General features: G+C 74.6%; 21 protein-coding genes. 14 read left to right on the top strand and 7 right to left on the bottom strand.

The window, feature by feature from the left end:
- Positions 1–3 precede the first annotated feature (3 nt).
- The 7 genes from ACFWEK_RS00800 (at position 4) to ACFWEK_RS00770 (ending at position 9,554) form a co-directional block, all read left to right on the top strand.
- Positions 4–1,533: a family 43 glycosylhydrolase gene (locus ACFWEK_RS00800; RefSeq protein WP_430552757.1), complete on the top strand. Its 1,530-nt coding sequence runs from the start codon at positions 4–6 to the stop codon at positions 1,531–1,533.
- Positions 1,533–3,500: a DUF6807 family protein gene (locus tag ACFWEK_RS00795; protein ID WP_430552756.1), complete on the top strand. Its 1,968-nt coding sequence runs from the start codon at positions 1,533–1,535 to the stop codon at positions 3,498–3,500. The genes ACFWEK_RS00800 and ACFWEK_RS00795 overlap by 1 nt, the downstream gene beginning before the upstream one ends.
- Before the next feature lie 70 nt (positions 3,501–3,570).
- Positions 3,571–4,182, top strand: a complete 612-nt coding sequence (locus ACFWEK_RS00790) for a hypothetical protein (protein WP_430552755.1) — start codon at positions 3,571–3,573, stop codon at positions 4,180–4,182.
- On the top strand, positions 4,179–4,937 hold the full coding sequence (locus ACFWEK_RS00785; RefSeq protein ID WP_430552754.1) for a glycosyltransferase family 2 protein: 759 nt from the start codon (positions 4,179–4,181) through the stop codon (positions 4,935–4,937). Before ACFWEK_RS00790 ends, ACFWEK_RS00785 begins: the two co-directional genes overlap by 4 nt.
- A gap of 277 nt (positions 4,938–5,214) precedes the next feature.
- Positions 5,215–6,777, top strand: a complete 1,563-nt coding sequence (locus tag ACFWEK_RS00780) for a pectinesterase family protein (protein ID WP_430552753.1) — start codon at positions 5,215–5,217, stop codon at positions 6,775–6,777.
- Between the two features lie 27 nt (positions 6,778–6,804).
- Complete coding sequence (locus ACFWEK_RS00775; RefSeq protein WP_430552752.1) at positions 6,805–8,847, top strand: pectinesterase family protein; 2,043 nt, start codon at positions 6,805–6,807, stop codon at positions 8,845–8,847.
- A 185-nt stretch (positions 8,848–9,032) separates the two neighbouring features.
- Positions 9,033–9,554 carry an ATP-binding protein gene (locus ACFWEK_RS00770; protein WP_430552751.1) on the top strand — a complete coding sequence of 174 codons (522 nt, stop codon included), beginning with the start codon at positions 9,033–9,035 and terminating at the stop codon, positions 9,552–9,554.
- Here ACFWEK_RS00770 and ACFWEK_RS00765 read toward each other — a convergent pair.
- The 5 genes from ACFWEK_RS00765 to ACFWEK_RS00745 form a co-directional block, all read right to left on the bottom strand.
- Entirely contained in the window at positions 9,539–10,984 is a 1,446-nt protein-coding gene (locus ACFWEK_RS00765; RefSeq protein ID WP_430552750.1) for a rhamnulokinase family protein, read from the bottom strand. The two genes, ACFWEK_RS00770 and ACFWEK_RS00765, sit on opposite strands and share 16 nt — an antisense overlap.
- Positions 10,981–13,047: a bifunctional aldolase/short-chain dehydrogenase gene (locus tag ACFWEK_RS00760; protein ID WP_430552749.1), complete on the bottom strand. Its 2,067-nt coding sequence runs from the start codon at positions 13,045–13,047 to the stop codon at positions 10,981–10,983. The genes ACFWEK_RS00765 and ACFWEK_RS00760 overlap by 4 nt, the downstream gene beginning before the upstream one ends.
- Positions 13,048–13,112: 65 nt before the next feature.
- Positions 13,113–14,012 carry an alpha/beta hydrolase fold domain-containing protein gene (locus ACFWEK_RS00755; RefSeq protein WP_430552748.1) on the bottom strand — a complete coding sequence of 300 codons (900 nt, stop codon included), beginning with the start codon at positions 14,010–14,012 and terminating at the stop codon, positions 13,113–13,115.
- A 2-nt stretch (positions 14,013–14,014) separates the two neighbouring features.
- Complete coding sequence (gene rhaI, locus ACFWEK_RS00750) at positions 14,015–15,196, bottom strand: L-rhamnose isomerase (protein WP_430552747.1); 1,182 nt, start codon at positions 15,194–15,196, stop codon at positions 14,015–14,017.
- Positions 15,197–15,450: 254 nt separating this feature from the next.
- Complete coding sequence (locus tag ACFWEK_RS00745; protein ID WP_430552746.1) at positions 15,451–15,825, bottom strand: L-rhamnose mutarotase; 375 nt, start codon at positions 15,823–15,825, stop codon at positions 15,451–15,453.
- A 112-nt stretch (positions 15,826–15,937) separates the two neighbouring features.
- On the opposite strand from ACFWEK_RS00745, the gene ACFWEK_RS00740 reads away from it, so the two are divergent.
- Positions 15,938–16,957 carry a LacI family DNA-binding transcriptional regulator gene (locus ACFWEK_RS00740; protein WP_430548081.1) on the top strand — a complete coding sequence of 340 codons (1,020 nt, stop codon included), beginning with the start codon at positions 15,938–15,940 and terminating at the stop codon, positions 16,955–16,957.
- Between the two features lie 207 nt (positions 16,958–17,164).
- Here the strand turns inward: ACFWEK_RS00740 and ACFWEK_RS00735 are convergent, their stop codons facing one another.
- Together ACFWEK_RS00735 and ACFWEK_RS00730 are read right to left on the bottom strand one after the other, a co-directional pair.
- The gene (locus tag ACFWEK_RS00735) at positions 17,165–17,968 is read right to left on the bottom strand and encodes a GntR family transcriptional regulator (protein WP_430552745.1); all 804 of its coding nucleotides are present in this window, start codon (positions 17,966–17,968) and stop codon (positions 17,165–17,167) included.
- Entirely contained in the window at positions 17,965–18,141 is a 177-nt protein-coding gene (locus ACFWEK_RS00730; RefSeq protein WP_430552744.1) for an LPXTG cell wall anchor domain-containing protein, read from the bottom strand. Before ACFWEK_RS00730 ends, ACFWEK_RS00735 begins: the two co-directional genes overlap by 4 nt.
- A gap of 86 nt (positions 18,142–18,227) precedes the next feature.
- On the opposite strand from ACFWEK_RS00730, the gene ACFWEK_RS00725 reads away from it, so the two are divergent.
- From ACFWEK_RS00725 to ACFWEK_RS00700, 6 genes are all read left to right on the top strand, one after another.
- Complete coding sequence (locus ACFWEK_RS00725; protein WP_430548084.1) at positions 18,228–19,562, top strand: nucleotide sugar dehydrogenase; 1,335 nt, start codon at positions 18,228–18,230, stop codon at positions 19,560–19,562.
- 41 nt (positions 19,563–19,603) lie between these two features.
- Complete coding sequence (locus tag ACFWEK_RS00720; RefSeq protein WP_430552743.1) at positions 19,604–20,998, top strand: glycosyltransferase; 1,395 nt, start codon at positions 19,604–19,606, stop codon at positions 20,996–20,998.
- A 245-nt stretch (positions 20,999–21,243) separates the two neighbouring features.
- On the top strand, positions 21,244–23,328 hold the full coding sequence (locus tag ACFWEK_RS00715; protein WP_430552742.1) for a beta-galactosidase: 2,085 nt from the start codon (positions 21,244–21,246) through the stop codon (positions 23,326–23,328).
- Positions 23,325–25,514 (top strand): hypothetical protein, encoded by a 2,190-nt coding sequence (locus ACFWEK_RS00710; protein WP_430552741.1) that lies wholly within the window; start codon positions 23,325–23,327, stop codon positions 25,512–25,514. The genes ACFWEK_RS00715 and ACFWEK_RS00710 overlap by 4 nt, the downstream gene beginning before the upstream one ends.
- Positions 25,445–25,690 carry a hypothetical protein gene (locus tag ACFWEK_RS00705; protein WP_430552740.1) on the top strand — a complete coding sequence of 82 codons (246 nt, stop codon included), beginning with the start codon at positions 25,445–25,447 and terminating at the stop codon, positions 25,688–25,690. The genes ACFWEK_RS00710 and ACFWEK_RS00705 overlap by 70 nt, the downstream gene beginning before the upstream one ends.
- 189 nt (positions 25,691–25,879) lie before the next feature.
- The coding region (locus ACFWEK_RS00700) for an ATP-binding cassette domain-containing protein (RefSeq protein WP_430552739.1) at positions 25,880–26,937 on the top strand (1,058 nt) is incomplete at its 3' end.

Raw genomic sequence — 26,937 nt, 5'->3', positions numbered from 1 at the left:
ACCATGACCTACTACAGCAACCCGGTCCTCGACGCGGACTGGCCGGACCCCGACGCGGTGCGCGTCGGGGACGACTACTGGCTGATCGCGTCCAGCTTCAACCGCGCCCCCGGGCTGCCCGTGCTGCACTCGCGCGACCTCGTGAGCTGGGAGCACGTGGCGAACGCGCTGCCCGCGCTGCCCCAGTCCGGGCACTACGCGCTCCCCCGCCACGGCTCGGGGGTGTGGGCGCCCAGCCTGCGCCACCACGACGGCCTGTTCTGGATCGTCTACCCCGACCCGGACCACGGGATCTTCGTCCTCACGGCCGCCGACCCGCGCGGCCCGTGGTCCGAGCCCTGGTGCCTGGTGCCGGGCCAGGGCCTCATCGATCCCTGCCCGCTGTGGAACGACGACGGCCGCGCCTACCTCGTGCACGGCTGGGCCAAGAGCCGCGCCGGCGTGAAGAACCGCCTCACGGTGGTCGAGGTGGACCCCGCCCTGCGCCGCGTCGTCGGGCCGGCGCGCACCGTGGTCGACGGCGACGAGCTGCCGGGCTTCCGCACGCTCGAGGGCCCCAAGCTGTACCAGCGCGACGGCTGGTACTGGATCTTCGCGCCGGCGGGCGGCGTCGCGACCGGCTGGCAGACGGCGTTCCGGTCCCGGTCGGTGTGGGGCCCGTACGAGCACCGCGTGGTGCTGGCCCAGGGCGACACCCCGGTCAACGGCCCGCACCAGGGCGCCTGGGTGGACACCCCCGACGGCGCCGACTGGTTCCTGCACTTCCAGGACCGCGGCGTCTTCGGCCGCGTCGTGCACCTGCAGCCGATGCGATGGGACGACGACGGATGGCCGGTCATGGGCGAGGAGGGCTCGCCCGTGCTCACGCACCCGACGCCGGTACCGGCCGCCGAGCCCGGAGAGCCGGTGCGCGGCGACGACTTCGCCTCCCCGGGCCTCGCACCCCGCTGGCACTGGCAGGCGAACCCCGCCGAGGGCTGGGCCGTGGCCGACGGCGGCGGCACGCTGCGCCTGCCTGCACAGCCCTCGCCCCGGGGCAACCTGCGCGACCAGGGCGCCGTCCTGAGCCAGCAGCTGCCGGGGCAGCCGAGCACGTGGGAGACCCCGGTCGGGCTCGTGGGCGACGCGCCCGGCACCCGCGCCGGCGTCGTCGTCCTCGGCCGCGAGTACGCCTGGGCCGGGCTGGTGCGCACGCCCGGCGGCGTCGAGGTGACGGTGCGACGGGGCGGCACCTACGGCGACGAGGAGATCCTCGCGCAGGAGCCCGTGCCCGCGGGCGCGACGGGCGTCGTCCTACGCACCGCCGTCGACGCCGAGGGCCGCGTCACCTGGGCCTGGCGCGACGACGCCCCGCCCGGGGACGACGACGCGGAGTGGCACGAGGCCGCGCCCCCGTGGCAGGCCGTCGTCGGCCACTGGATCGGTGCGGAGGTCGGCCTGTTCGCGAGCGCCCCGCTCGGGGCGGACCTGCGGCCGGGCGACGGCGGCGCCTTCGGCCCGGTGCGCGTCACCGTGGCCGGGAAGGACGCCTGATGGCCCGCTCGGGCGGCCCGACGATCGACGAGGTGGCGGCCGCCGCCGGGGTGTCGCGGGCGACCGTCTCGCGGGTGATGAACGGCCGGGCCAGCGTCGCCCGGGACATCGCCGAGCGGGTGCGCGTCGCCGCGAAGGACCTGCGCTACCAGCCCAGCCGGGTGGCGCGCAGCCTGTCCCTGGGTCGCACCAACTCCGTGGCGCTGGTCGTGCCGGACCTCGCGAACCCGATGTTCCAGCAGATCCTGCGCGGCACGATGGCGGCGGCCGCCCCGCACGACTACCGCGTCCTGGTGGCCGACACCGCCGAGAACACGGCCGACGAGGCCGAGGTCGCGCTCGAGGCGCGGCAGCGGTGCGACGCGCTCGTGCTCGCCGCGCCGCGCACGTCCGAGGACGCGCTGCTCGAGCTCCTGCCGCGGCTGGAGCCGGTCGTCGTGGTCAACCGGCACGTGCCCGGCCTCACCGTGCCGAGCGTGCGCGTGGACTACGCGGCCGGCGTGCGCAGCATGGTGGACCACCTGGTCGCGCTCGGGCACCGCGAGCTCGCGTACGTCGCCGGCCCGCGCTCGAGCGCGTCGAACGGGCTGCGCGCCCGCGCCCTCGACGACGCCCGCGAGCGGCACCCGGGCCTGCGCGTCACGACCGTGCCGTGCGGCCCCACCGTGGACGCCGGGTACCGCGCGGCGGACGCGGTGCTGGCGACCGGGGCGACGGGCGTCGTGGCGTTCAACGACCTGGTCGCGTTCGGCCTCCTCGCGCGGCTCAACGAGGCCGGCGTGGCGGTGCCGGGAGACATCTCGATCGGCGGCTTCGACGACATCGAGCTCGCCCGCTACGCGACGCCGTCGCTGACCACGGCCGCCGTGCCGCAGGCCGACCTCGGCCGTCGCGCGTGGGAGCTGCTGCACGCCCGCGTGCTCGGCACCGAGCGCACGCGGCTCGGCGCGGAGGGCATCGCCGTGCACGTGACCCCGGGGCTGGTGGTGCGGGGCAGCACCGGGCCGGTACCGCCCGCGCGCCGGCTCGGCGTGACCTCGGCGGACCTCGCGGGGCGCGCCCACGCCCGCGACGACACGGTCCGGGCGCGGTGGCGGCCCGTCGACGACGACTGGGTGCTCGGCGTCGGCGACGACCGCCCCCTCAGCCGCTACTCGCGGGGCGAGGGCATGCCCGGGGTGCACAGCCCGCGGCCGTTCCTGCACCCGGTGCACTCGGCGCAGGGCGTCGCGATGACGACGAAGAGCCCGCTGGACCACCGCCACCACTACGGCGTCTCGATGGCGGTGGCCGACGTGGACGGCACCAGCCACTGGGGCGGGCGCACGTACGTGCGCGACCAGGGGCCGACGCTGCTCGCGAACCACGGCCGCCAGGAGGCCGGGCGGACGGAGGTGACGGACGACGGCGCCACACTGACCCAGCAGGTGCACTGGCTGGACGAGCGCGGGGGCGTGCAGCTGACCGAGGAGCGGCGGCTCACGGCCGTCGTGCTGCCGGAGGTCGACGCGTGGGCGCTCGGCTGGCACGGCAGCCTGCTCGCCGGCGACGCCGACCTCGAGATCGGCAGCCCGGCGACCCACGGCCGGCCCGGCGCCGGGTACGGCGGCTGGTTCTGGCGGCTCCCGTCCGGCGACGAGGCCTTCGCGCTGAGTCCCGACCGCGGCGGCGACGTGCACGGCTCGCGCAGCCGGTGGGTGGCCGTCGTGCGGCGCACCGGGCCGGCCTGGACCACCCTCGTGCTGGCCCAGGCGTCCGGGGAGCCCGACCCGTGGTTCGCCCGCGTGGGCGACTACGTCGGGCTGGGCCCGGCGCTCGCCTGGGACACGGTCCGCACGGTGCCGGCAGGGTCGTCCCTCGAGGTCGACGTCGTGGCGGCGGTCGTCGACCGGCGCCTCGACATCACGGGCGCCGGGGACGTCGCCGACCTCGCGGTGGGACGGGTGGGCGCCGCCCGGCTGTCCTGAGGGGTGGCGGCCGAGGCCCTCCCGCCTCCTCGGCGGGTGGGCTTCCGCCGTCGCTGCCTAGGCTGGCCACGTGACGCCGGCACCGTGGACCACGCGCACCAGGACGGCCTGGAGCCCCTCGCCGGGGCGGCCGACGTGGGGCATCGTGCTGGGCGACGTCGTCCGTGCCGCGGCCCTGGTGAGCCTCCTGGTCGCCGCGGCGACGTCGGACTGGGTCGCGGTCGCGCTGTTCGCCCTCGTCCTGGGCGGATCGATGGTGCCCCGCGCGTCCGGCGCCGCCGCGTGGCTCGACGTCACGTGCGGGACCGCCGTGCTCGCCGCCGCCTGGTGCGCCGTGGCCGGTCTCTACGAGCGGGTCGCGGGCCTGGACCTGCTCGTGCACGCCGTCGCGACCGGTGCGCTCGCCGCCCTGGCCCACCAGGTGCTGACCCGGGACGGCCTCGCGACGTCTCCCGTCCGCCCCCGCGCGACGGCCGCCCTGACGACCCTCGGCCTCGGCGCGCTGCTCGCCGTCGTCTGGGAGCTGCTCGAGGCGGTGGGGCACCGGTTCGTCGACGACAGCATCCACGTGACGTACCCGGACACCGCCGGCGACCTCGCGGCGGCGCTCGTGGGCAGCGTCGCGGCGGCATGGCTCGTCGCCCGGGGTGCCGCCCGGACCCCGGCACGGGGGCTCCCGTGACGAGGGCGCCGGGTGCCCGGTTCTCGGGACGGCCGCTCCCCACGGTCTCGGTCGTCATCCCTGCCCGCGACGACGCCGCAGCGCTTGAGCGGTGCCTCGCGCTGCTCGCGGCGCAGACGCTCGCCCCGCTCGAGGTCGTCGTGGTGGACAACGCCTCGACGGACGGGACCGCCGACGTCGCCCGACGCGCGGGGGCGGTCGTGGTCCACGAGCCGCGGGTCGGCATCCCCGCCGCCGCGGCGGCGGGGTACGACGCGGCGGCGGGCGAGGTCGTGGCGCGCCTCGACGCCGACTCGCAGCCCGCGCCAGGCTGGGTGCGCGCCGTCGCCCAGCACCTGGCCGACGACCCCGCCGCCGACGCCGTGACCGGGACGGGGACGTTCACCGACCTGCGGGGCGGCCGCTGGGCGTGCGCGCTGTACCTCTCCGCGTACTACGCCAGCACCCGGATGGCGCTCGGCCACACGGCCTTGTGGGGCTCCTGCATGGCGTTCCGTCGCAGCACGTGGTGGGCCGTGCGTGACCAGGTCGAACGGGTCGACCCGGAGATCCACGACGACCTGGACCTCGCGTTCGCCCTCGGGCCCCGCCGCCGGATCGTCCGCGACCGCCGGCTCCGCGTCGGCGTGTCCGCCCGGTCGCTGCGGTACGCCCGCCGTCGACGCCTGGTGCGGGCCGTGCGCACGCTGCGGCTGAACTGGGCGGTCGCACCGCCGTGGGAGCGCTGGCGGGACCGGCTCGGCATCGCCGCCTGACAGCTCCGCCCTCCGAGCCGATTGATATCGGCGGCTGAACTATTGACGCGGGCGCCGTCCTCGGCTACGTTGTGAGAAACCGGTTTCTGAGGCGTTTCCGGTCGCAGAGCGCGACGGGCACGGGAAGACCGACACCGACGTCGGCCGCACCACGAGCAGCACGACCAGCAACGACAGGCACCACCGGGCACCCCGCCGTCGTCGACGGGCCCCGGCCGCCGCCCCGCTCGTCCCGACCCGAGGGCCACCGGGCCCGAGTCTCACGAGAGGCGCGACGATGCCCTTCAGCGCGGACCATCGACCCACCCCGCACCGCACCCCCTCCCCCCGCTCCCGCCGCCCGGGACCGCGGGCCCGCCGTGCCGCGGCGGCCCTCGCCGCCCCGGTCCTGGGCCTGACGCTGCTCGCCCCGGTGGCGCACGCGACGTCGGGCACGGACGCCGAGGCCGCAGGCCGGGCGCTGCTGCACCGCATCGGGGCCCCGCCCACGACCTCCGCGGACGGTCCCGTGTGGTCCCCCACCGCGACGGGCTTCGCGTCCGTGCCGACCGACGAGCTCCCCGCCGGCACCACGGGCGGAGCGGGCGGGCGGACCGTCACGGTGCGCGACGCCGCCGCACTGGCCGAGGCGGCCGCGGCCGAGGAGCCGCTGACGATCCTGGTGCAGGGCACCCTCGACGTGGAGCCGTTCGGCTCGATGATCGACGTGGCGAGCGACAAGACGATCGTCGGCGCGGCGGCGGGCGGCGAGCTCGTCGGCGGCGGGCTGCGGCTGCTGGAGGTCGAGAACGTCATCATCCGCAACCTCACGTTCCGCGACTCGTACGTCGCGGCCGACTGGGACGGCAAGAGCGCGGACAACGACAACGACGGCATCCGCATCGACACGTCGGACCACGTCTGGGTCGACCACAACGAGTTCGCGCGGCTCGGCGACGGCCAGCTCGACGTCCGCAAGGACTCCACCGCGGTGACGGCGTCGTGGAACTCCTTCCACGACCACAACAAGACGCTCGGCGTCGGGTGGACGGACAACGTGGTGACCACGCTGACGCTGCACCACAACCGGTTCTCGAACGTGCACCAGCGCAACGGCAGCATCGACAACGTGGCGCTCGGCCACCTCTACAACAACTGGCTGTCCGGGGTGAGCTCGTACGGCACGACGTCGCGCGGCGGGTCGCAGCTGCTGGTCGAGTCGAGCGTCTACGAGAACGCCCGCAACCCGCTCATCCTCAGCGGCGACGCCGCCAGGCTCCACCAGCGCGACAACCTGTTCCGCGGGAACTGGGGCGAGGAGCCGGCCGAGACCGGGCCCACGTTCGAGGCGTCCGACCTCTACGACTACGAAGCCGACCCCGTCGAGGACGTCGTGCCGCTGCTGAGCCGGTACGCAGGCACCCGCACCACCCGCGACGACCGGCTCGGCCGGCAGGTCACGGTGGCGCAGGACGGCACCGGCGACTACCTGTCGATCCAGGCCGCCGTGGGCGCGGCGTCGCGCTCGCCCCGGCCGGTCGAGATCGTCGTCGGACCGGGCACGTACCGCGAGGTGCTCACCGTCTGGCCGGGCGCCGAGGGCCTCACGATCCGCGGCGCGACGGGCGACCCCGCCGACGTCGTCGTGACCTACGACAAGCCCGCGAGCGACTGGGCCACCGCGACCGTCCTCGCCGACGGCGTCACCCTGCGCGACCTCACGCTCGAGAACGCGTACGACGCCGAGGCCGGCGGCCCGAGGGAGACCCTCGCCCTGCGCGACGCCGCCGGCGGCACCGTGCTGGACGACGTCCCCCTGGTGGGCGGCGGCCTCTCGACCGACGACCCCCGCCACTCCTGACCCTCCTGACCTGATCGAGGAGCAACGATGAGACTCACGACCACCCGCGCCGCCGCGCTGCTCGGCACCCCGGTGCTGGCCCTGACCCTGCTCGCCCCCGCCGCCCAGGCGGCGCCGTCCGACGGCGACCCGGCCGCGGCGGGCGCCGCCGTCCTGGAGCGCATCGGCGCGCCCACGACGACGACGGCCGACGGGCCCGTCTGGTCGCCCGTCGCGACGGGCTTCGCCTCCACGCCCACCGACGACCTCCCGCACGGCACCACGGGCGGCGCGGGCGGGGGCTCCGTCACCGTCCGCGACGCGGCCGCGCTCGCCGAGGCCGCGGCGTCCGACGAACCGCTGACGATCTACGTCAAGGGCACCATCGAGCCGGCCGAGTTCGGCTCGATGATCGACGTGGCGAGCGACAAGACGATCGTCGGGTTCGCGTCCGGCGCCGAGCTGGTCGGCGTCGGGCTGCGGCTCGACCACGTGGAGAACGTCGTCGTGCGCAACCTGCGCTTCCGCGACTCGTACGTGCCGGGCGACTGGGACGGCAAGAGCGCCGACAACGACAACGACGGCATCCGCGTCGACACCTCCAGCCACGTGTGGATCGACCACAACGAGCTCACGCGCCTGGGCGACGGGCTGATCGACGTCCGCAAGGACTCCACGGCGGTCACGCTGTCGTGGAACTACCTGCACGACCACAACAAGACGGTGGGCGTGGGCTGGACCGACAACGTGGTCACCGAGATCACGATGCACCACAACCGGTTCTCGAACACCTACCAGCGCAACGCGAGCATCGACAACGTCGCCGCCGGCCACCTCTACAACAACTGGTTCGACGGGCAGGCGCAGTACGGCACGATGTCGCGCGGCGCGTCGCAGCTCGTCGTCGAGTCGAGCGTGTACTCGAACGGCGAGGACGCGATCGTCGCCAAGGACCCGGCGTCGAAGGTCGACTCGCGCGACAACCGGTTCACGACCATCCGCGGGCGCAAGGACGACACCGGCCCGACGTTCGACCCGGCCGCGCGGTACGCGTACACGCCCGACGCCGTCGCCGACGTCACCCGCATCGTCACGGCCGGCGCGGGCACCCTCGGCGCGCCGGAGAAGGTCCGCCGCACGGTCACGGTCGCGCTCGACGGCACCGGGGACTACGCGTCGATCGGGGCCGCGGTGGGCGCGGCGTCGCGGTCGCCGCACCCGGTGGACGTCGTCGTCGAGCCGGGCGTCTACCGCGAGGTGGTGCGGGTCTGGCCCGGCGCCGACGGGATCACGATCCGCGGCGCCACCGGCGACCCGGAGGACGTGGTGCTCACCTACGACCTCGCCGCCGGCCAGGCCAAGTTCTACGGCGGCACGTTCGGGCACACCGGCTCGCCGGTGCTGTCCGTGCTGGCCGACGACGTCACGCTGCGCGACCTCACCGTGGAGAACGCCTACGACGAGGCCGCGAACGGCGGCAGCCAGGCGCTCGCGCTGCGGACGTCGGGCGACCGCACCGTGCTCGACGGCGTGCGCCTGCTCGGCAACCAGGACACGTACCTGGCCGACCCGGGCTCCGGCGCCACGGCGGCGCGCACCTGGGTCACCGGCTCGTACATCGAGGGCGACGTCGACTTCGTCTACGGCGGCGGCACCCTCGTCGTCGAGGACTCGGAGATCCGCTCGCTCGACCGCGGGTCCGCGACCAACAACGGGTACGTGGCCGCCCCGGCGACCGTGCCCGGCGGCAAGGGCTTCCTGTTCACCGGCACCCGGTTCACGTCGGACGCCGCGGCGGGCACCGTGTTCCTCGGCCGCCCGTGGCACCCCAGCAGCAACCCGCTCGTCGACCCGTCGGTCGTCGTCCGCGACTCGTGGCTGGGCGCGCACGTCAGCACGCCCGCCTGGTCGGACATGAGCGGCTGGTCGTGGCGCGACGACTTCATGCGGGAGTACCGCAACGCCGGCCCGGGCGCCGCGCCCGCCGGCGAGGTCGTCGACGGCCGCCCGCAGCTGACCGACGACGAGGCCGCCGCGCACACCCGCGAGGCGTACCTGGCCGGCGCCGACGGGTGGGCGCCCTGGCGCTGACCTGACGCGTGGTGAGCGCGGTCCGCGGGCGTGGGCCGCGCTCACCACGACGTTCGTCACAGCGCGCGCGGGGGCGGCCTCGGGGCAGTAGGGTCGACGACGGTTCAGGCCGCTGTCGCGGCCCTCGGAAGGCACCCATCCCCCGTGGCCACAGGAGGCTGCTGCATGGTTCCGGACGTGCGCCGGTGACGCCGGTCGAGGCCGTCCCCGTCGGGCGGCTCGACGTGGTCGGGGCGTGGGCCGTGCGCACCGTCGACGACCTCGCGGACGTGCGCGCGGCGCTCGAGGCGCGCCTGCCGTGCGACTGCCCGGCGGCGCAGGTGGGCCCCACCGCGGACGTCGGCGGGCTGTCCGGCCGCCAGCGCATGGTGCTGGTGGCGAGCGAGCTGGTGGCGAACGCCCTGGAGCACGCCCGGCCGCCCGTGGTCGCGCGGCTCCTGTGCGACGGCGACGTCGCCGTCGTCGACGTCGCCGACCACAGCCCGGACGCCCCGCCCGTCGTCCCGCACGACCGGGAGCCGGGCGAGGGCGGCCACGGCCTGCGCCTCGCGAAGACGATCGCCGACGAGGTCGGCTGGTACTGCACCGACCGCGGCGAGAAGCACGTGTGGGCGCGGTTCACGACCGCCGACCGGGCGCCCGTCGCCGCGCCGGAGGGCCTGGCGACCCACGGCGCGGCGTCCGGCGGGTTCTACCGCGGGGCGTAGCGCTCGGGTGTGAACGCCGCGGCGACGAGCGCGCGCAGGTCCTCCAGGCCGCCGTCCACGAGGCCTCGGGCCCGGGCCTGCACCAGCAGGTTGCCGATGGCGGTGGCCTCGACGGGGCCGGCGACCACGGGAAGCCCGGAGCGGTCCGCCGTCGCCTGGCACAGCAGCGTGTTCTGCGCGCCGCCGCCGACCACGTGGATGGCCGAGACGGTGCGCCCGGCGAGCCGCGCGGCCGTCGTGACGGCGTCCGCGAACGCCTGCGCGAGGCTCTCCACGATGCTGCGCACGTACTCCCCGCGGGTGGCCGGCACGGGCCGGCCGTGCTCGCGGCACCAGTCGGCGATCCGCCCGGGGATGTCGCCCGGCGGCAGGAAGCGCGGGTCGTCGACGTCGAAGACCGCGACGGGCGCGGTGACGTGCGCCGCCTCGGCCAGCAGCTCCTGCAGGGTGCTGGAGCGCTGGGCCGCCGTGGACTCGCGCTCCCAGGTGCGGATCGACTCGCTGAGCAGCCACAGCCCCATGACGTTGTGCAGGAAGCGCGTGCGGCCGTCGACGCCGCCCTCGTTGGTGAAGCCGGCGAGGCGGGCGTCCTCGGAGAGCACGGGCGCGTCGAGCTCGAGGCCGACCAGCCCCCAGGTGCCGCACGAGACGTAGGCGACGTCCCGGTCGGTGGCGGGCACGGCGACGACGGCGGAGGCCGTGTCGTGCGAGCCGACGGCCGTGACCTCGAGCGCCCGGCCGACCAGCTCCGCGACGTCGGGGCGCAGGGCCCCGAGCGACGCCCCCGGGTCGACGAGGGGCGGCAGGATCCCGGCCGGGATCCCCACGAGGTCGGCGAGGCCCGTGTCCCACTCCCCCGTGCGCGCGTCGAGCAGACCGGTCGTGGAGGCGTTGGTGCGCTCCGCGACCTCGGCCCCGGTGAGCCAGTGCGCGAGCAGGTCGGGCACCAGCAGCAGCCGGTCGGCCAGGTCGAGCAGCGGCCCCTCCGTGGCCAGCTGGAACACCGTGTTGAACGGCAGGTGCTGCAGCCCGTTGCGCGCGTACAGCGCCGCGGCGTCCACGCGCGCGTGCACGCGCTCCACGCCGTCCGCCGTGCGCGCGTCCCGGTAGTGGTACGGCACGCCGAGCAGCCGGCCGCCGCGCAGCAGGCCGTAGTCCACGGCCCACGAGTCGATCCCGACGCCCAGGATCTCCCCCGGCGCCTCGCGCTCGGCCGCGGCCAGCCCGTCGAGCACCTGGCGGTACAGCTCCAGCAGGTTCCAGTGCAGGCCGTCGGGCGTACGGACCGGGTCGTTGGGGAACCGCGCGACGTGCTGCAGCCGCAGCCCCTCGCGCCCGCCGAAACGGCCCAGGATGACGCGCCCGCTGGTGGCGCCCAGGTCGACGGCGGCGAGGGTGCCCTCCGCCGTCGAGGGGGTCGTGCCCGTCACCGCAGGAACGCCTGGGCCACGCCGGCGTCGACGGGCACGTGCAGGCCGGTGGTGTGCGAGAAGTCGGACGTGCACAGCGCGTAGACGGCGTTGGCGACGTGCTCGGGCAGCACCTCGCGCTTGAGCAGCGTGCGCTGGGCGTAGAACTTGCCCAGGTCCTGCTCCTCGATGCCGTACGTCTTGGCGCGGTTGGCGCCCCACCCGGAGGCGAAGATGCCCGAGCCGCGCACGACGCCGTCCGGGTTGATGCCGTTGACCTTGATGCCGTGCTCGCCGAGCTCGGCGGCCAGCAGCCGCACCTGGTGCGCCTGGTCGGCCTTGGTGGCCGAGTACGCGATGTTGTTCGGGCCCGCGAACACGGAGTTCTTCGACGAGATGTAGACGATGTCGCCGCCGAGCTTCTGGTCCACGAGGATGCGCGCGGCGTTCTTGGCCACGAGGAACGAGCCCTTGGCCATGACGTCGTGCTGCAGGTCCCAGTCCGCCTCGGTGGTGTCGAACAGCGACTTGCTCAGCGACAGGCCGGCGTTGTTCACCACGATGTCCACGCCGCCGAAGGCGAGGACGGCGTCGGCGAGCGCGGCCTGCACGGCGGCCTCGTCGGCGACGTTCGCCGCCAGGCCGATCGCGACGTCGGTCGAGCCCAGCTCGGCCGCGGCGGCCCGGGCCTTCTCCAGGTCGAGGTCCGCGACGACGACGCACGCGCCCTCCGCCGCGAGGCGGGTGGCGATGGCCTTGCCGATGCCGGAGGCCGCGCCGGTGACGAACGCGATGCGGGTCGCGAGCGGCTTGGGCTTCGGCTTGCGCTGGAGCTTCGCCTCCTCGAGCGCCCAGTACTCGATGCGGAACTTCTCCGACTCGTCGATCGGGGCGTACGTGGACAGGGCCTCCGCGCCGCGCATCACGTTGATGGCGTTGACGTAGAACTCCCCCGCCACGCGCGCCGTCTGCTTGTCTGCGCCGTAGGAGAACATGCCCACGCCGGGCACGAGGACGATCGCCGGGTCCGCGCCGCGCATGGCGGGCGGCTCCTCGCCGCGGGCGCGGGCCTCGGCGGCGCCGCGCTCGTAGTACGCGGTGTAGTCGGCGCGGTACGCCTCGTGCAGCTCGGGCAGCCGCTCCACGATCTCCTCGACCGTGGCGGTGGCCGGCAGGTCCACGACCAGCGGCTTCACCTTGGTGCGCAGGAAGTGGTCGGGGCAGCTGGTGCCCAGCTCCGCCAGGCGCGCGTGCTCGGCGCTCGCCAGGAAGTCGAGCACGACGTCGGCGTCGGTGAAGTGCCCCACCTGCGGCTTGTCGTGCGACGCGACGGCGCGCAGGTGCGGGGCGAGCGCGGCGGCCTTGGCGCGGCGCTCGTCGTCGGGCAGGGCGCCGTAGCCGTCGAGGGGCGGGCCGAAGGGCTCCGGCGCACCGTGCTCGGCGATGTACGCGGCGGCGGTCTCGATGATCCACAGCGAGCTCGCCTCGGACTCCTCGGCCGTCTCGCCCCAGGCCGTGATGCCGTGCCCGCCGAGCACCGTGCCGATCGCGTCCGGGTGGGCGGCCTTGATCTCCGCGATGTCGAGGCCGAGCTGGAAGCCGGGGCGGCGCCACGGCACCCACACGACCTTGCCGCCGAAGATCTTCTGCGTCAGCTCCGGGCCGTCGACGGCGGTCGCGATCGCGATGCCGGCGTCCGGGTGCAGGTGGTCCACGTGCGCGGCGTCGACCAGGCCGTGCATGGCCGTGTCGATGCTCGGGGCGGCGCCGCCCTTGCCGTGCAGGCAGTAGTCGAACGCGGCGACCATCTCGTCCTCGCGCTCCACGCCCGGGTACACCTCGGTGAGGGCGCGCAGGCGGTCGAGCCGCAGGACGGCGAGGCCCTTCGCGGTGAGGGTGCCGAGGTCGCCGCCGGAGCCCTTGACCCACAGCAGCTCGACGTCCTGCCCGGTGACCGGGTCCTTCTCGATCCCCTTGGCGGACGTGTTGCCGCCGGCGTAGTTCGTGTTGCGCGGGTCGGCGCCCAGGCGGTTCGACCGCGCGACGAGGGCCTCCACGGTCGGGTTGACGGTCTGCTTCGTCATCGGTGCTCCGGTGGTCGGTCCGTCGGCCGACGGACGGGGGTGGGTGCGGTGAGGGGTACGGGGGGTCAGCGCTCGTGCGCGGCGCCGACGAGGGCGTCCGTGGTGAGCCAGGCGGCGATCCGTGCGAGGCTGCGCGCGCAGCCGGGGTGGTCGGGCTGGTTGAGGTGGCCGTGCGTGGTGCCGTCCTCGCGGACGAGCAGGACGTCGACCCCGGCGGCGGCCAGCTCCGCGGCGTACGCCTCGCCGGACGAGCGCAGCCCGTCGCTGTCCGACGTCAGGACGAACGTCGGCGGCAGCCCGCGCAGGTCGTCCCCGGCACCGCCCGGGAACGCGTACGGCGACGCCGGCCCGTCGGCGTGCCCGAGGTAGTTGTCGTTCATCGCGGCGACCAGCTCGGGCGGGAAGCTGCCCCCGATGGCCTCGACCTTGGCCGCGAGCTCGTCCGAGTGCGGCGGCAGGGCGTAGTGCGCCACCGGGTAGGCGAGCACGGTGCTGCGCACCGGCGTGCCGGCGTCGCGCAGCCGCAGCGAGGCGCCGGCGGCGAGGTTGCCGCCCGCGCTCGCGCCGCCGATCGACCAACGCTCGGGCGCCACGCCGAGGTCGGCCCCGAGCGCCCAGTCGTACGCGAAGCCGACCTCCTCGGAGGGCACCGGGAAGCGGACGCCCTCCGCGCTCACCCGCCCGGCGCGGGCGCCGGACCGGACCGCTTCCTCGTCGAACGGGAGGACACGGCGGTAGTCGACGCTGACGACGAGCACGCCGGACGCCGCCAGCGCCCGCGCGACGCCGTCGGCCTCGGGCATGTCGAGGTCGCCGTGCATGAAGCCCCCGCCGTGCGCCCACACGAGGCCGGCGACCGGCGTCGTCCCCGGCGTGTAGACCCGCACCGGGAGGTCACCGTGCGGGCCGTCGAGAACCCCGTCGACGACGGTGGTCTCAGCCGTCGCCCCTGCCGTCGTCGTCATCCTCAGGCGCCCCAGCCGGCCTGCTGGCCGCCGACGCGCTCGGCCGCGATCTGCGCCAGGTAGCCGGACGCCGCGAACGCCTTCATGGGCTCGGGGTCGAGGCCCTGCTCGGCGCGCAGGTCGGCGAGGAGGCCGCGCACGTCCGTGTTGTAGGCGTCCATGAGCGCCCCGTTGGCGCCGAGCACGTCGCCGGAGCGCTGCGCGGCGTCGAGGGCCTCGGCGTCGACGAGCAGCGCCTTGGCCGTGGCCTCCTGGACGTTCATCACGGAGCGGATCTGGCCGGGGATCTTGTCCTCGATGTTGTGGCACTGGTCGAGCATGAAGTTCACCCCCGACTCCGGGCGCAGCGCGTCCGCCTGCACGATCTCGTGCATGATCCGGAAGAGCTGGAACGGGTCCGCGGCGCCGGCCATGAGGTCGTCGTCGGCGTAGAAGCGCGAGTTGAAGTCGAACGCGCCGAGGCGGCCCTGACGCAGCAGCTGCGCCACGATGAACTCGATGTTGGTGCCGGGCGCGTGGTGGCCCGTGTCGAGCACGACGTTCGCCTTGTCGCCGAGGGCGAGGCAGTGCAGCAGCGACGTGCCCCAGTCCGGCACGTCCGTGTGGTAGAACGCCGGCTCGAAGAACTTGTACTCGAGCACCATGCGGTGGTCGTCGTCGAGCTGCGCGTAGATCTCCGCGAGGGACTCGGCGAGCCGGTCCTGGCGGGCGCGGATCGAGTCCTGGCCCGGGTAGTTGGTGCCGTCCGGCAGCCAGACCTTCAGCTCCTTCGACCCCGTGGCGCGCATGACGTCGATGCACTGCACGTGGTGGGCGATCGCCTTGCGGCGCACGGCCGGGTCGGAGTGCGTGAGGGAGCCGAGCTTGTAGTCGTCGTCCTGGAACAGGTTCGAGTTGATCATCCCGATGGTGACGCCGTGCTCCTTGGCGTGCCGGGCCAGGTCGGAGAAGTCGTCGACCAGGTCCCACGGGACGTGCAGCGACACGCGCGGCGCGATGCCCGTGTAGCGGTGCACCTGGGCGGCGTCCGCGATCTTCTCGTACGGGTCGCGGGGGGTGCCGGGCGTGCCGAACACCTTGAACCGGGTCCCCGAGTTGCCGAACGCCCACGAGGGCAGCTCGATGGTCTGCTCGCCGAGGGCCTTGCGCAGCCGTGCGTCGAGCACGGGCGTCGTCGCCGTCATGTCTCCTCCTCGTCCGCGCTCCCTCGCGCGGTGCTGGTGCGGCCGGCGGGGCGACCGCGCTTTGAATCGTTTCATAGCCTAGGTGGGGCGCGAGGCGGCGTCAACCGTCTGCGCATCTTCGAACCCTCGCCCGCCGACGTGTCAGGGCCAGGAGCACGTAGACGTGAACGTAGTCCTGACGACTCGCGAGCGCTGGGAGCCGTCAGGGCCGAGAGCAGGCTTATGTGTGCGAGGTCCTGACAGGTCGCGGGCGGTCAGTCGGCGCGGCGCGCGGCGTCGAGCTGGGACTCCAGGTGGAAGACCTCCTCGAGCTGGACGAACCCCTCGTCCGGTCGCCCCTCGGCCGGCTCGAAGAAGTCCTTCATCGCGGCCTGCCAGCGCTCGTTCACCTCGCGGGCGGCCATGTCGCGCTGGGCGCGCTCGTAGTCGTCGGTGCGCAGGACGCCGACGAGCAGCCCGTCGGCGCCGAGGAACAGGCGGTAGTCGTGCCAGCCGGTGTCGGCCAGCGCCTCGAGCATCTCGGGCCAGACGGCGGCGTGGGCCGCCTTGTACTCCTCGAGCCGGTCGCGCCGTACGCGGGACACGAAACAGACGTGCGTCGTTGCGCCGTCATCGGTGAAACGGTTCATAGCATGAAACCTAGCAACACGAGACGGCGCCGGGCAGCAACCGGACCGGCGCCCAGGTACCTCTACGCTGGAGCCCAGGCGCGACGACGCGCCCGAACCCGAGGAGCAGCCCATGACGACGACCGCCCCCCGCCGCCGCGCGTCGATCAGCGACGTCGCGCGCCAGGCCAAGGTGTCGGTCGGCACGGTCTCGAACGTGCTCAACCGTCCGGACCGCGTCTCCCCGGCCACGCGCGAGCGGGTGCTCGCCGCCATCGACGACCTCGCATTCGTGCCCAACGGGTCCGCGCGCCAGCTCCGCGCCGGCACGATCACCACGGCGGGAGCCATCGTGCTCGACGTCTCCAACCCGTTCTTTACCGACGTGGCGCGCGGCATCGAGGACCGCCTCGAGGAGGCGGACTACACCCTCATGCTCGCCAGCTCCGACGAGAAGCCGGAGCGCGAGGCCCGCTACCTGCGCCTCTTCGAGGAGCACGGCGTGCAGGGCGTCATGGTCGTGCCGGCCACGCAGGACCTCGAGCACCTGGAGACCCTGCGCGCCCGGGGGCTGCGCGTCGTGCTGCTCGACCGCCCGTCGCCGGTCGACACCCTGTCGTCGGTGGCCGTCGACGACCGCGCGGGCGCCGCCGCCGCCGCGCGCCACCTCGTCGACCTCGGGCACGAGCGGATCGCCTTCCTCAACGGCCCGCACACCATCCGCCAGTGCGCCGACCGCAGCGCCGGCCTGCACGACGCGCTCGTGGAGCTCGGCCTCGACCCCGCCGAGGCACTGGTCGAGATCACGATCTCCACCCTCAACGCCGACGGCGGCCAGGCCGGCACCGAGCAGGTGCTCGCACTCGCCGAGCGCCCGACGGCCACGATGTGCGTCAACGACCTCACCGCCCTCGGCGCCCTGCGCACGCTCCGCGCCGCCGACGTCCCCGTGCCGTCCGGCATGGCGGTAGTCGGGTACGACGACGTCACCTTCGCGGGCGAGCTGGCCACGCCGCTGACGTCGGTGCGCCAGCCGACGCACCAGCTCGGCCACCGCGCGGCGGACCTGCTGCTGGACCCGGACGACGTCGTCGAGCAGGTGACGTTCCAGCCCGAGCTGGTGGTCCGCGAGTCCACCATCGGCGTCGGCTGACCCCACCGCCTCGACTGTCGACCGTGCACCGCGCTCAGGGCGCACCGGCCCACGGAGCACCGGTGGGTGCTCGGCGGGCCGGACGTCGAACGCCTCGAGCGGGCAAGGAGAACTCACCCGGAACAACCGGGTTCATCGGCTGGGGACGAGCGCGGGTGCCGCGATGTGACGGCTCGCGTCGGCGAGCCGACCGCAAGGCGGCCGCCGTCAGTCGTTCGCGAGCATCTGCTCCGTGAAGTAGTGCCAGTACGCCCTGACGATGGTCTGAAGCAGATCGGCGTCGCCCTCGCGGACCGCCGCTGAGATCGCCGCGAGCTGCTGGGCCTGCTCCAGATGCACCAGGAGGCCCTGCCTGGCGAACACGAGCCTCTGGATGTGGGGCCGTAGTGCGGACGTCAGTGTCGCGAGCACCGCGTTGTCTGCTCGCGCGATGAAGAAGTCGTGCAGCTCGATCGCCCGAAGCGGGTAGTCCTCGGGCGAGGAGAGCGCGGTCCGCAGCTGCTCCTCGCTGAGCGTCTCGAGCCAGCGCACGTCGTGGTCCGACAGCCGCGGCAGGGCGAGGCGGCTCGCGTAGCCGACCAGTTCGGCCAGGACGTCGCCCACCTGCCTGAGATGGTCGGGGTCCAGGTCCGCCACCCGGCTGCCGCGGTTGACCTCGATACGGAGCAGGCCGCTCTCGGCCAGTCGGCGGAACGCCTCGCGTACGGGGGTGCGGGACACGCCGAGGAGCTGCCCCACCTCGGACTCCTTGACGACTTCGCCGGGGGCGAGCTCGCCCGAGACGATCGCGTCGAGCAGCACCTGGTACACGCCGTCGACGAGGGCGCTCGTGGCGGGAAGGGGACGGCGGGGTGGACTGAGCGGCACGGTTCCTCCATCGGTTCGGGACGAGACTAGAGGCTGGAGCGCGGCGGGCCGTGTCGGGCCTGCCGAGCACGCGGGGTTCCGGGTACGACGGCGGGCCGACGCCCGAGGGCGGCCGGCCCGCTGTGTGTGCACTGCTCGCGTCATCCGCGTCGTGCCGCGCGCCTGCTCCGCACGCGCAGCAGGACGGCACCGGCGAGGACCAGCCCCGCGGCGGCCAGGACGAACCAGCCCAGGCTCGCCTGTACTCCGGTCATGGCCAGCACTGCTGCGCCACCACCGGTCACCATCGGCATCCCGTCGCTCATGATCTGTGTCACCTCCTCTTGTTTGTATCCGTGTATACATGCATACTAAAGGTGTCAGCACGAAGAGTTCAACCCCGAACCTCGAAAGAAGCGCGATCATGACCACCGTCACCACGACCCGCCCGGCCACCACCCCGACGGCCGTCCCCGCGACCGCCCCGCGCGGCGCGACCGCCACGTTCGACCTCGCCGTCGTCGGGCTCGGCTATGTCGGCCTCCCGCTGGCGCAGGAGGCGAGCACCTCCGGCCTGCGTGTGGCCGGCTTCGACATCGACGAGGCCCGGGTCGACGGGCTGCGCGCCGGCCGCTCGGCGGTGGACGACATCAGCGACGACCAGGTCGCCGCGATGGCGGCGGCGGGCTTCGTCGCCGACACGGACGAGCGGCTGCTGCGCCGTGCCCGTGCCGTCGTCATCTGCGTACCCACGCCCCTGGGAGCCGACGGCGGGCCGGACCTCTCCGCAGTCCGCAGCGCCGTCGTGACGGTGGGTCGCAATCTCCAGCCGGGCACGCTCGTCGTGCTGGAGTCCACCACGTTCCCGGGCACCACGGAGGACATCGTGGCCCCCATCCTCTCGGAACAGTCCGGGCTCACGGCCGGTGCCGACTTCCACCTCGCCTTCTCCCCCGAGCGGGTCGACCCGGGCAACGGCACCTTCGGCGTCCGGAACACGCCCAAGGTCGTCGGCGGTCTCACCCCGGCCTGCACCGACCGCGCCACCGCGCTCTACTCCGCGTTCGTCGACCGCGTCGTGCCGGTGTCCTCACCCCGCGAGGCGGAGACCGCGAAGCTCTTGGAGAACACCTACCGCCAGGTGAACATCGCCCTCGTCAACGAGCTCGCCCAGGCGTGCCACGACCTCGGCATCGACGTGTGGGACGTCATCGGAGCCGCGTCCACCAAGCCCTTCGGCTTCCAGCCGTTCCGGCCCGGCGTCGGCGTCGGCGGGCACTGCATCCCGATCGACCCCATGTACCTCAGCGCCCACCTGCGCGAGCAGACCGGCCGGCCCCTCCGCATGGCGGAGCTGGCGCAGGAGATCAACGTCGGGATGCCCGCATACGTCGCGCGCCGCAGCCAAGACCTGCTCAACGACGCGGACATCACCCTGCGAGGCGCCCGGGTGGTCCTCCTCGGCGTCGCGTACAAGCGGGACATCTCCGACGACCGTGAGACGCCCGCCCGCCCCCTGGCCCAGGCGCTGCTGAGCCACGGCGCCCAGGTCGAGTACCACGACCCGCACGTCTCGGCCTGGGACGAGCCCGGTGTCCGGCGCGTCGACGACGAGGACCTGCGCGCCGCCGTCGCCGAGGCCGACCTCGTCATCCTCGTCCAGAAGCACAGCGCCTACGACCTGTCCGGCCTCGCGGCGACGGCGCAGCGCTTCTTCGACACCACCGGAACGCTCGACCAGGCCTCCGACCGGCTCTGACCACGTCCATTCCACTCGATACGTCATCGCCGGAGAGCATCATGACCGCACCATCACAGGAGCACGCGCCCCTCGGCGCCACGCGGGTCCCGGGCCGCGTCCGCTGGGTCCTCGTCGCCGGGGCGGGGCTCGGCATCGTCTGGGCCACCCATCGGCTGGCCTTCCTCGTGACCGGCCACAGCCCGGTGCTGTGGGTGTACGTCGCCGGCATGGCCTTCCTGGTCTGGCAGCTCGCAACCGCCGCCTTCGACCGACCTGCCGTCGCGTCCCCCGACGGCGCGGCGCGCCTGGCCGCCGCGCGGGTCGCCGTCCTCGTCCCGGTCTACAACGAGGCCGACGACATCCTGCGCGGCAACCTCGAGGCGCTGCTGCGCCAGACCCACCCGCCGGCCGCCGTCTGCGTCGTCGACGACGGGTCCACCACGGGCGACTACGCCACGGTGCGGGACTGGTTCACCGAGGCCGCGTCGCGCGCGGGCGTCACCTCGACCTGGCAGCGGCAGGAGAACGGCGGCAAGCGCAGCGCCCAGGTCGCCGGCGCGCGCACCTACCGGGACGCCGACTTCTACGTCACCGTCGACAGCGACACCCAGCTCGACGTGCGGGCGATCGAGGAGAGCCTCCAACCGTTCGAGGACCCCCAGGTCCAGTCGGTGGCGGGCACGATCCTCGTCACCAACTACCGCACCAACGTCCTGACCCGCATGCAGGAGGTCTGGTACCTGTCCATGCAGATGGTCGACCGTGCGGCGCTGTCGCGGGCCGGCGCCGTCCTGGTGAACTCCGGCGGGATGGCGACGTATCGCGCCGCCATCCTGTGGGACCACGTCGACGAGTACCTGACCGAGACCTTCCGCGGGCGTCCAGTACACACCTCGGACGACAGCCTGCTGACCCTCTTCGCCCAGCAGCGGGGGCGGACGGTCCACCAGCCCAGCGCCTTCGCGTTCACGGCGATGCCGTCCACCTTCGACGGGCACCGGCGCCAGCAGCTGCGCTGGATGCGGGGGTCCTTCCTGCGGTCGGGCACCCGGCTCCGCAGCCTGCCCCTCGGACGGTTCTCCTACTGGTACCACGTAGCCAGGTGGGCGCAGTACGCCGCCGCCACCGTCGCCCTCGTCGTGGTCCTCGCCTCCGGCGCGCTGTTGAACCCCATGACGATCCTCCTGGGCGCGTGCATCGTCGGGAGCGTCCAGCTCATCGTCGCCTCGACCTACCTCGCGCTGCGGCGCAACGACCAGACGACGGGCCAGCGACTGGCCGTCTTGGCCTGCGCCCCCCTCGTCGGCCTGTGGTCCGTGACCTTCCTGCGTGTCTTGCGCTGGTACGCGATGGCCACCGTCAGCAACGTCTCCTGGGGAACCCGGCAATCGGTCGAGATCACGGGCAGGGAGGCGCCCGCCCAGCGGCCCGTCCTGGCGCTCGACGACGCGTGACGCCAAGCCCGGTCCTGTTGCGGCCGGGTGTTCGGTGGCACAGGGGCCGTGCGCGCTGGTGTACCCATCGCGGCAGCGCGCGAACCTGCGCCGGTCGGGCTCGAGCTATCGATGCGGTGGGCGACGGTGACCGGGTGGTAGGGCGGCGGTGGTCGCTGCGGCCTGGCGTCATGCCCGGCGACGCTGGTGCAGGCGAGCCACGGCAAGCGCTTCCCCATTGAATCGATACATGAAAGACTCGGGTCATGCGACGACGCACGACACCGGAGTCCACCCCGACCCCCCGCCCCTGGAACGCCGGCCTCGACGGTCTCGGCTTCGGCGGTGACTACAACCCCGAGCAGTGGCCCCAGGACGTGCGCCTCGAGGACCTCGAGCTCATGCGCGAGGCGGGCGTCACCATCCTCAGCGTGGCGATCTTCTCCTGGGCCACGATCGAGCCGCGCGAGGGCGAGCTGGACTGGACCTGGCTCGACGAGACGATGGATCGGCTGCACTCCGCCGGCATCCGGGTCGCGCTCGCCACCGCCACCGCGTCGCCGCCGCCGTGGCTCACCCGCAAGCACCCCGAGATCCTGCCCCGGCTGGCCGACGGCACCGTGCTGCAGCAGGGCGGCCGCCAGGCCTACGCCGTCACCCACCCCGTCCACCGCGACTACGCGCTGCGCATGACCACCCGCATCGCCGAGCGCTACCGCGACCACCCGGCGCTCGCCGTCTGGCACGTGGACAACGAGATCGGCTGCCACGTGCCGCGCGACTACTCGGACTCCGCCGCGGCGGCGTTCCGCGACTGGCTCCGCGCGCGCTACGGCACGGTCGACGCCCTCAACGAGGCGTGGGGCACGGCCTTCTGGTCGCAGCGCTACGGGTCGTTCGACGACGTGCTGCCGCCGCTGGTCGCACCGACGTTCGCCAACCCGACGCAGCAGCTCGACTTCCACCGGTTCTCCTCCGACGCGCTGCTCGACTACTACCTCGACCTGCGCGACACGCTGCGGGAGATCACGCCGGACGTCCCTGTCACGACCAACCTCATGGCGACGGCGCACTGCCGGGGCATGGACTACTTCTCGTGGGGGCCGGAGCTCGACGTCGTCGCGAACGACCACTACACGTACCCCGCGGACCCCGAGCGGCACGTGGACCTCGCGTTCTCCGCCGACCTCACGCGCGGCGTCGCGGGCGGCGCGCCGTGGATCCTCATGGAGCACTCGACGTCGGCCGTGAACTGGCAGCCCCGCAACACGCCCAAGGCCCCGGGCGAGATGCTGCGCAACTCGCTGCAGCACGTGGCCCGCGGCGCGGACGCGGTGATGTTCTTCCAGTGGCGCCAGTCGAAGGCCGGCGCCGAGAAGTACCACTCGGCGATGGTGCCCCACGCCGGCCGGGACTCCGACGTCTGGCGCGACGTCGTCACGCTCGGCCGCGCGCTGCGGGCGCTGGGCGAGGTGCGCGGCTCGCGGGTGCGGTCGCGCGCGGCCGTCGTCGTCGACTACCCGTCGTGGTGGGGTTCGGAGCTCGACTCGCACCCCACCCAGGACCTGCGCTACATGGACCAGGTCCAGGCCTGGTACCGGGCGCTGTGGCGGCTCGGCGTCACGACCGACCTCGTGCCGCCGGGCGCCGACCTCGACGGCTACGACCTGGTCGTGCTGCCCACGACGTACGTCGTCACGGACGCCGACGCCGCGAACGTCGCGGCCGCCGCCGAGCGCGGGGCGACCGTCGTCGTCACCTACTTCTCCGGCATCGTCGACGAGCACGACCACGTCCGCCTCGGCGGCTACCCGGGCGCGTTCCGCGACCTGCTCGGCGTGCGCACCGAGGAGTTCCACCCGCTGCAGCAGCCCGAGTCGGTCCGCGTGGTCGGCAAGGCCGTCGGGGGCGAGGCCACGGCCGACCTGTGGACCGAGAAGACGCACGTCGCCGACGGCACCGAGGTGGTCGCGTCGTACGACGACGGCGCCCTCGCCGGGCGCCCGGCGGTCACCCGCCGCGAGGTCGGGGCGGGTCGGGCGTGGTACGTCGCGACGCGGCTCGACGACGCGGGCCTGGGCGCGCTCGCCGAGCGCCTCGTGGCCGAGGCAGGCGTGGTGCCCGACGTCGTCGCGCCGGCGGGCGTGGAGGTCGTGCGGCGGTGGGCCGACGACGGCGCGACGGGTGCCGCGACATCGTGGCTCTTCGCCATCAACCACACGGACGCCGACGCGACGCTCGGCACGCCGGGCGCCCCGGTGACCGGCACGGAGCTGCTGAGCGGCGACGCGGTCGAGGGCACCCTCGCCGTGCCCGCCGGCGCCGTGCGCGTGGTGCGGGTCGACGGATGACCGACCCGCACCCACAGCGGCCCGGGGCCGGGCCGGTGGGGCCGTACGCGTTCGTGTTCTGGAACGACGACCTGGACGACGACGTCGTGCTCGCGCAGCTCCGGGAGATCGCGGACGCGGGGTTCGTCGGCGTGACCCTGAGCGCGCGCGTCGGACTGAGCCGGCGGGTGGGTTACCTGACGGACGAGTTCCTGCGGCTGGTGCGCGTCGCGGTCGACGAGTGCGCGCAGCTGGGGCTGGCGGTGATGCTGTACGACGAGGCGTCGTACCCGTCCGGCTCCGCCAACGGCGCCGTCGTGGCGCGCGACCCCGCGTTCGCCGCCCGGTGCCTGGTGCCGGTGACGCACGACGTCGACGTGCAGGTCGGCGCGCCGACGGGCGACCCCGCGGACGCCGGGTACTGGCGGCCCGCGCTGGGCCGCGACCTCGACGCACGCCTGCTCACCGTCGTCGCGCGGCGCGTGGACGGCGCGGACGATGACGCCGTGCTGCTGCCGGTGCGCGCGCCGGGGCTGGTGCGGCTGGACCTGCCGCCCGGCGCGTGGCGCGTCACGGCGGTGTTCGACGCCGCCAGCGGGGGCACGATCCGCGGGGCGCACGCGGAGCAGGACGACGGGTCGGCGCTCGCACCGCCCGCGGCGGACCTGCTGAACCCGGACGCCGTCGCGGCGTTCCTGGAGCTGACGCACGACGCCTACGCCGGCGCGCTCGGGGAGCACCTGGGCACCACGGTGGTCGCGATGTTCACCGACGAGCCGTTCCTGCTCGGCCGCGGGCACCGGCCGCTCGCCCGCCCGTACACGCCGGGCCTGGAGACAGTGGTCGCGGCCGCCCTGGGTATCAGCGAGGCGGACGTGCTGCGTCGGCTGCCGGGCCTGTGGGACGGCGAGGGCACGCGCCCCGGAGGCACGGACCCCGACGCCACGGGGTTCGTGCGCGACTGGGACGACGCGGTTCGGGCGCGGCTGCACCGCGTGTACTACGACGCGCAGGCCGCGTGGTGCGCCGCGCACGGCCTCGCGCTGACCGGGCACCCTGCCGAGCCGGACGACCTGGGCACCGCCGCGCGCCTCCACTGGCCCGGACAGGACACGGTGTGGCGCTGGGTGCTGCCCGGCGACGACGCCGCGACCAGCGGGCTCGACGGCCCGGAGAGCACCGCGCCGAAGGTCGCGGCGAGCGCCGCCCGCTCCCGGGGCGGGGTGCCGGCGGTGACGGAGGTGCTCGGCGCGTACGGCTGGCGGCTGAGCCTGGACGAGGCGCGCTGGCTGCTGGACTGGTACCTGTCGCGCGGGGTGACGACGCCCGTGCTGCACGCGTTCTTCTCCTCCGTGCGCGGCGGGCGGGCGTTCGAGAGCGAGCCCGACCTGGGCCCGTGGAACTCCTGGTGGCCGCACCTGCCGCCGCTGGTCCGGTACGTGCGGCGGGTGGCGCAGCTGCTCGACGCCGCGCCCCCGGTCTGGCCGGTCGGCGTGCTCAGCCGCGCCGATGCCGCGCCGTCCGGCCCGGTCGTCCGGGCGCTGCTGGAGGCGCAGGTCGACTTCGGATACGCGGACCGCGACGACGAGCGCGCGGCCGCCGGCTACGCCGTCCTGCTCGACCCGGCCGACGGCGTCCCCGACGTCGTCACCCTCAAGGAGCATCTGCGCGCGGCCGGCGCCCCGGTGGTGGAGGCCGAGCCCGCCGCGCCCGACCTGCGGGCCGTGCTGCTCTCCCGCGGCGCGGGTACGTCGTCTTCCACGAGGGCGAGGCGCCGATCCGCTCCTGGCTGCGGCTGCCGTCCGTGCCCGACGACGCGTGCTGGTGGGACCCGTTCACCGACGCCCGGCACGCCGTCGAGCGCGACGACCACGGCCGCGTGCTCCTGGAGCTGGCGCGTCGCCGCACCCTGGCCCTGGTCCCGGCCGCCGGGCACCCCGTCGCGAAGGTCGGCCCGGCGGCGGGGCGCCGCGTCGAGGTCACCGGCTGGCGCGGCACGGTCGAGCGCGTGGTCGGCGCCCCGGACGCGATCGCGGACGGCCCCGCCGACGTCGTGCCCCCGGAGCTGCGGCTCGGCGACTGGACCCACGTGCCCGGCCTGCGCCGGCTCTCCGGGTCCGTGCGCTACACGGCCGAGGTGGACGTGCCGGACGGCGCGGTCACGGCACGCCTCGACCTGGGCGAGGTGGGGGACGCCGCCACGGTGAGCGTGGACGGCGTCGTCGCCGGGCACGCGCCGGCCGCGCCGTACGTCGTCGACCTCGGCGCCCTCGCGCCGGGCTCCCGCACCGTCGAGGTGCTGGTGAGCAACAGCGCCGCGAACTGGTACGAGGGCGACCGCCGCCCGTCCGGGCTGATCGGCCCGGTCACCCTGACCTGGTGACCACCCGGGCGTGGTGGGCAATCCCCTGGCGGCGGCGGACGGTGGTGCGTAAGGTCACGGCGATGGGAACTCTGTGAGCACTCCGGCGCCGACGCGTCGAGCAGGCACGACCGCGCTGCTCCGCGTCGGCGTTCGCACGCCCGCCGTCCTCCACGACCGCCGACGCCGGCGACGGAAGGAGTCCCGCCCGTGGACCCGTCACAGCTCACCCTCACCGACATCACCCTGCGCTACGCCGACCGCGTGGTGCTCGACCGCCTGTCCCTGACCGTCTCGCCGGGCGAGCGCGTCGGCGTCGTCGGCGACAACGGCTCCGGCAAGTCCACCCTGCTGGCCGTCGTCGCCGGCCTTCTGGAGCCACAGAACGGCACGCGGGTCGTGCGTGCCCCGGGCGGGCTCGGCCACCTGCCGCAGACCCTCGACCTGCCACCTGCCAGCACGGTGGCCCACGCGATCGACCACGTCCTGGCGGACGTCCGCGCGCTCGCGGCGGAGGTCGCCGCGCTCGAGGACCGGCTCGGGACGCTCGACGGCGCCGCCCTGGACGACGCGCTGCGGCGGTACGCGGAGCTCACCGCGCGCTTCGACGCCCGCGACGGCCGCGGCGCCGACCGCCGCGTCGACGTCGCGCTCCATCGCCTCGGGCTGCCCGGCCTGGACCGCGACCGGGCGCTCGGCACCCTGTCGGGCGGTGAGCGCTCGCGCCTCGCGCTGGCGGCGACGCTCGCCGCCGACCCCGAGCTGCTGCTGCTCGACGAGCCGACCAACGACCTCGACGACGACGCCCTCGACTGGCTCACCGAGCGGCTGCGGTCGCACGACGGCACCGTCGTCGCCGTGACCCACGACCGCGCGTTCCTCGCGGACCTCACGACGACGCTCGTCGAGGTCGACGGCGGTCGCGCCCGGCGCTACGGCACCGGGTGGTCGGGGTACCTCGCGGCGAAGGAGGCCGAGCGCGAGCAGCTCCGACTGGCGTACGAGCGGTGGCGCGCGGACCTCGACCGGCAGCGGCGGATCGCGGCCACCAACGTCGAGGCGATGGAGCAGATCCCGCGCAAGGTCCCCATCGCGTCGTTCGGGTCGGGGGCGTTCCGCCTGCGGTCGCGGGCGCACGGCGCCACCGGGCGCATCCGCAACGCCAAGGAGCGGGTGCGGCGCCTCACCGACGACCCGGCCGCACGGCCCGCCGACCGCGCCGTGTTCCGGACGGACGTCGCCACCGCCGCGCCCGTCGGGGCCGGCGG

Source organism: Isoptericola sp. NPDC060257, assembly GCF_042726645.1.
In the GTDB taxonomy this organism is placed as follows: Bacteria; Actinomycetota; Actinomycetes; order Actinomycetales; family Cellulomonadaceae; genus Isoptericola; species Isoptericola nanjingensis.
The sequence above is the reverse complement of the archived record's forward strand: the minus strand, read 5'-3'. Positions and strand labels throughout refer to the sequence as shown.

Excerpts from the sequence above, each read along its gene's own strand:
- ACFWEK_RS00800 (WP_430552757.1), top strand. The coding sequence starts at position 4 with ATGACCTACTACAGCAACCCGGTCCTCGACGCGGACTGGCCGGACCCC.
- ACFWEK_RS00780 (WP_430552753.1), top strand. The coding sequence starts at position 5,215 with ATGCCCTTCAGCGCGGACCATCGACCCACCCCGCACCGCACCCCCTCC.
- ACFWEK_RS00715 (WP_430552742.1), top strand. The coding sequence starts at position 21,244 with ATGCGACGACGCACGACACCGGAGTCCACCCCGACCCCCCGCCCCTGG.
- ACFWEK_RS00760 (WP_430552749.1), bottom strand. The coding sequence starts at position 13,047 with ATGACGAAGCAGACCGTCAACCCGACCGTGGAGGCCCTCGTCGCGCGG.
- ACFWEK_RS00720 (WP_430552743.1), top strand. The coding sequence starts at position 19,604 with ATGACCGCACCATCACAGGAGCACGCGCCCCTCGGCGCCACGCGGGTC.
- ACFWEK_RS00735 (WP_430552745.1), bottom strand. The coding sequence starts at position 17,968 with ATGACGCGAGCAGTGCACACACAGCGGGCCGGCCGCCCTCGGGCGTCG.
- ACFWEK_RS00740 (WP_430548081.1), top strand. The coding sequence starts at position 15,938 with ATGACGACGACCGCCCCCCGCCGCCGCGCGTCGATCAGCGACGTCGCG.
- ACFWEK_RS00755 (WP_430552748.1), bottom strand. The coding sequence starts at position 14,012 with ATGACGACGACGGCAGGGGCGACGGCTGAGACCACCGTCGTCGACGGG.
- rhaI (WP_430552747.1), bottom strand. The coding sequence starts at position 15,196 with ATGACGGCGACGACGCCCGTGCTCGACGCACGGCTGCGCAAGGCCCTC.
- ACFWEK_RS00725 (WP_430548084.1), top strand. The coding sequence starts at position 18,228 with ATGACCACCGTCACCACGACCCGCCCGGCCACCACCCCGACGGCCGTC.
- ACFWEK_RS00710 (WP_430552741.1), top strand. The coding sequence starts at position 23,325 with ATGACCGACCCGCACCCACAGCGGCCCGGGGCCGGGCCGGTGGGGCCG.
- ACFWEK_RS00745 (WP_430552746.1), bottom strand. The coding sequence starts at position 15,825 with ATGAACCGTTTCACCGATGACGGCGCAACGACGCACGTCTGTTTCGTG.
- ACFWEK_RS00795 (WP_430552756.1), top strand. The coding sequence starts at position 1,533 with ATGGCCCGCTCGGGCGGCCCGACGATCGACGAGGTGGCGGCCGCCGCC.
- ACFWEK_RS00775 (WP_430552752.1), top strand. The coding sequence starts at position 6,805 with ATGAGACTCACGACCACCCGCGCCGCCGCGCTGCTCGGCACCCCGGTG.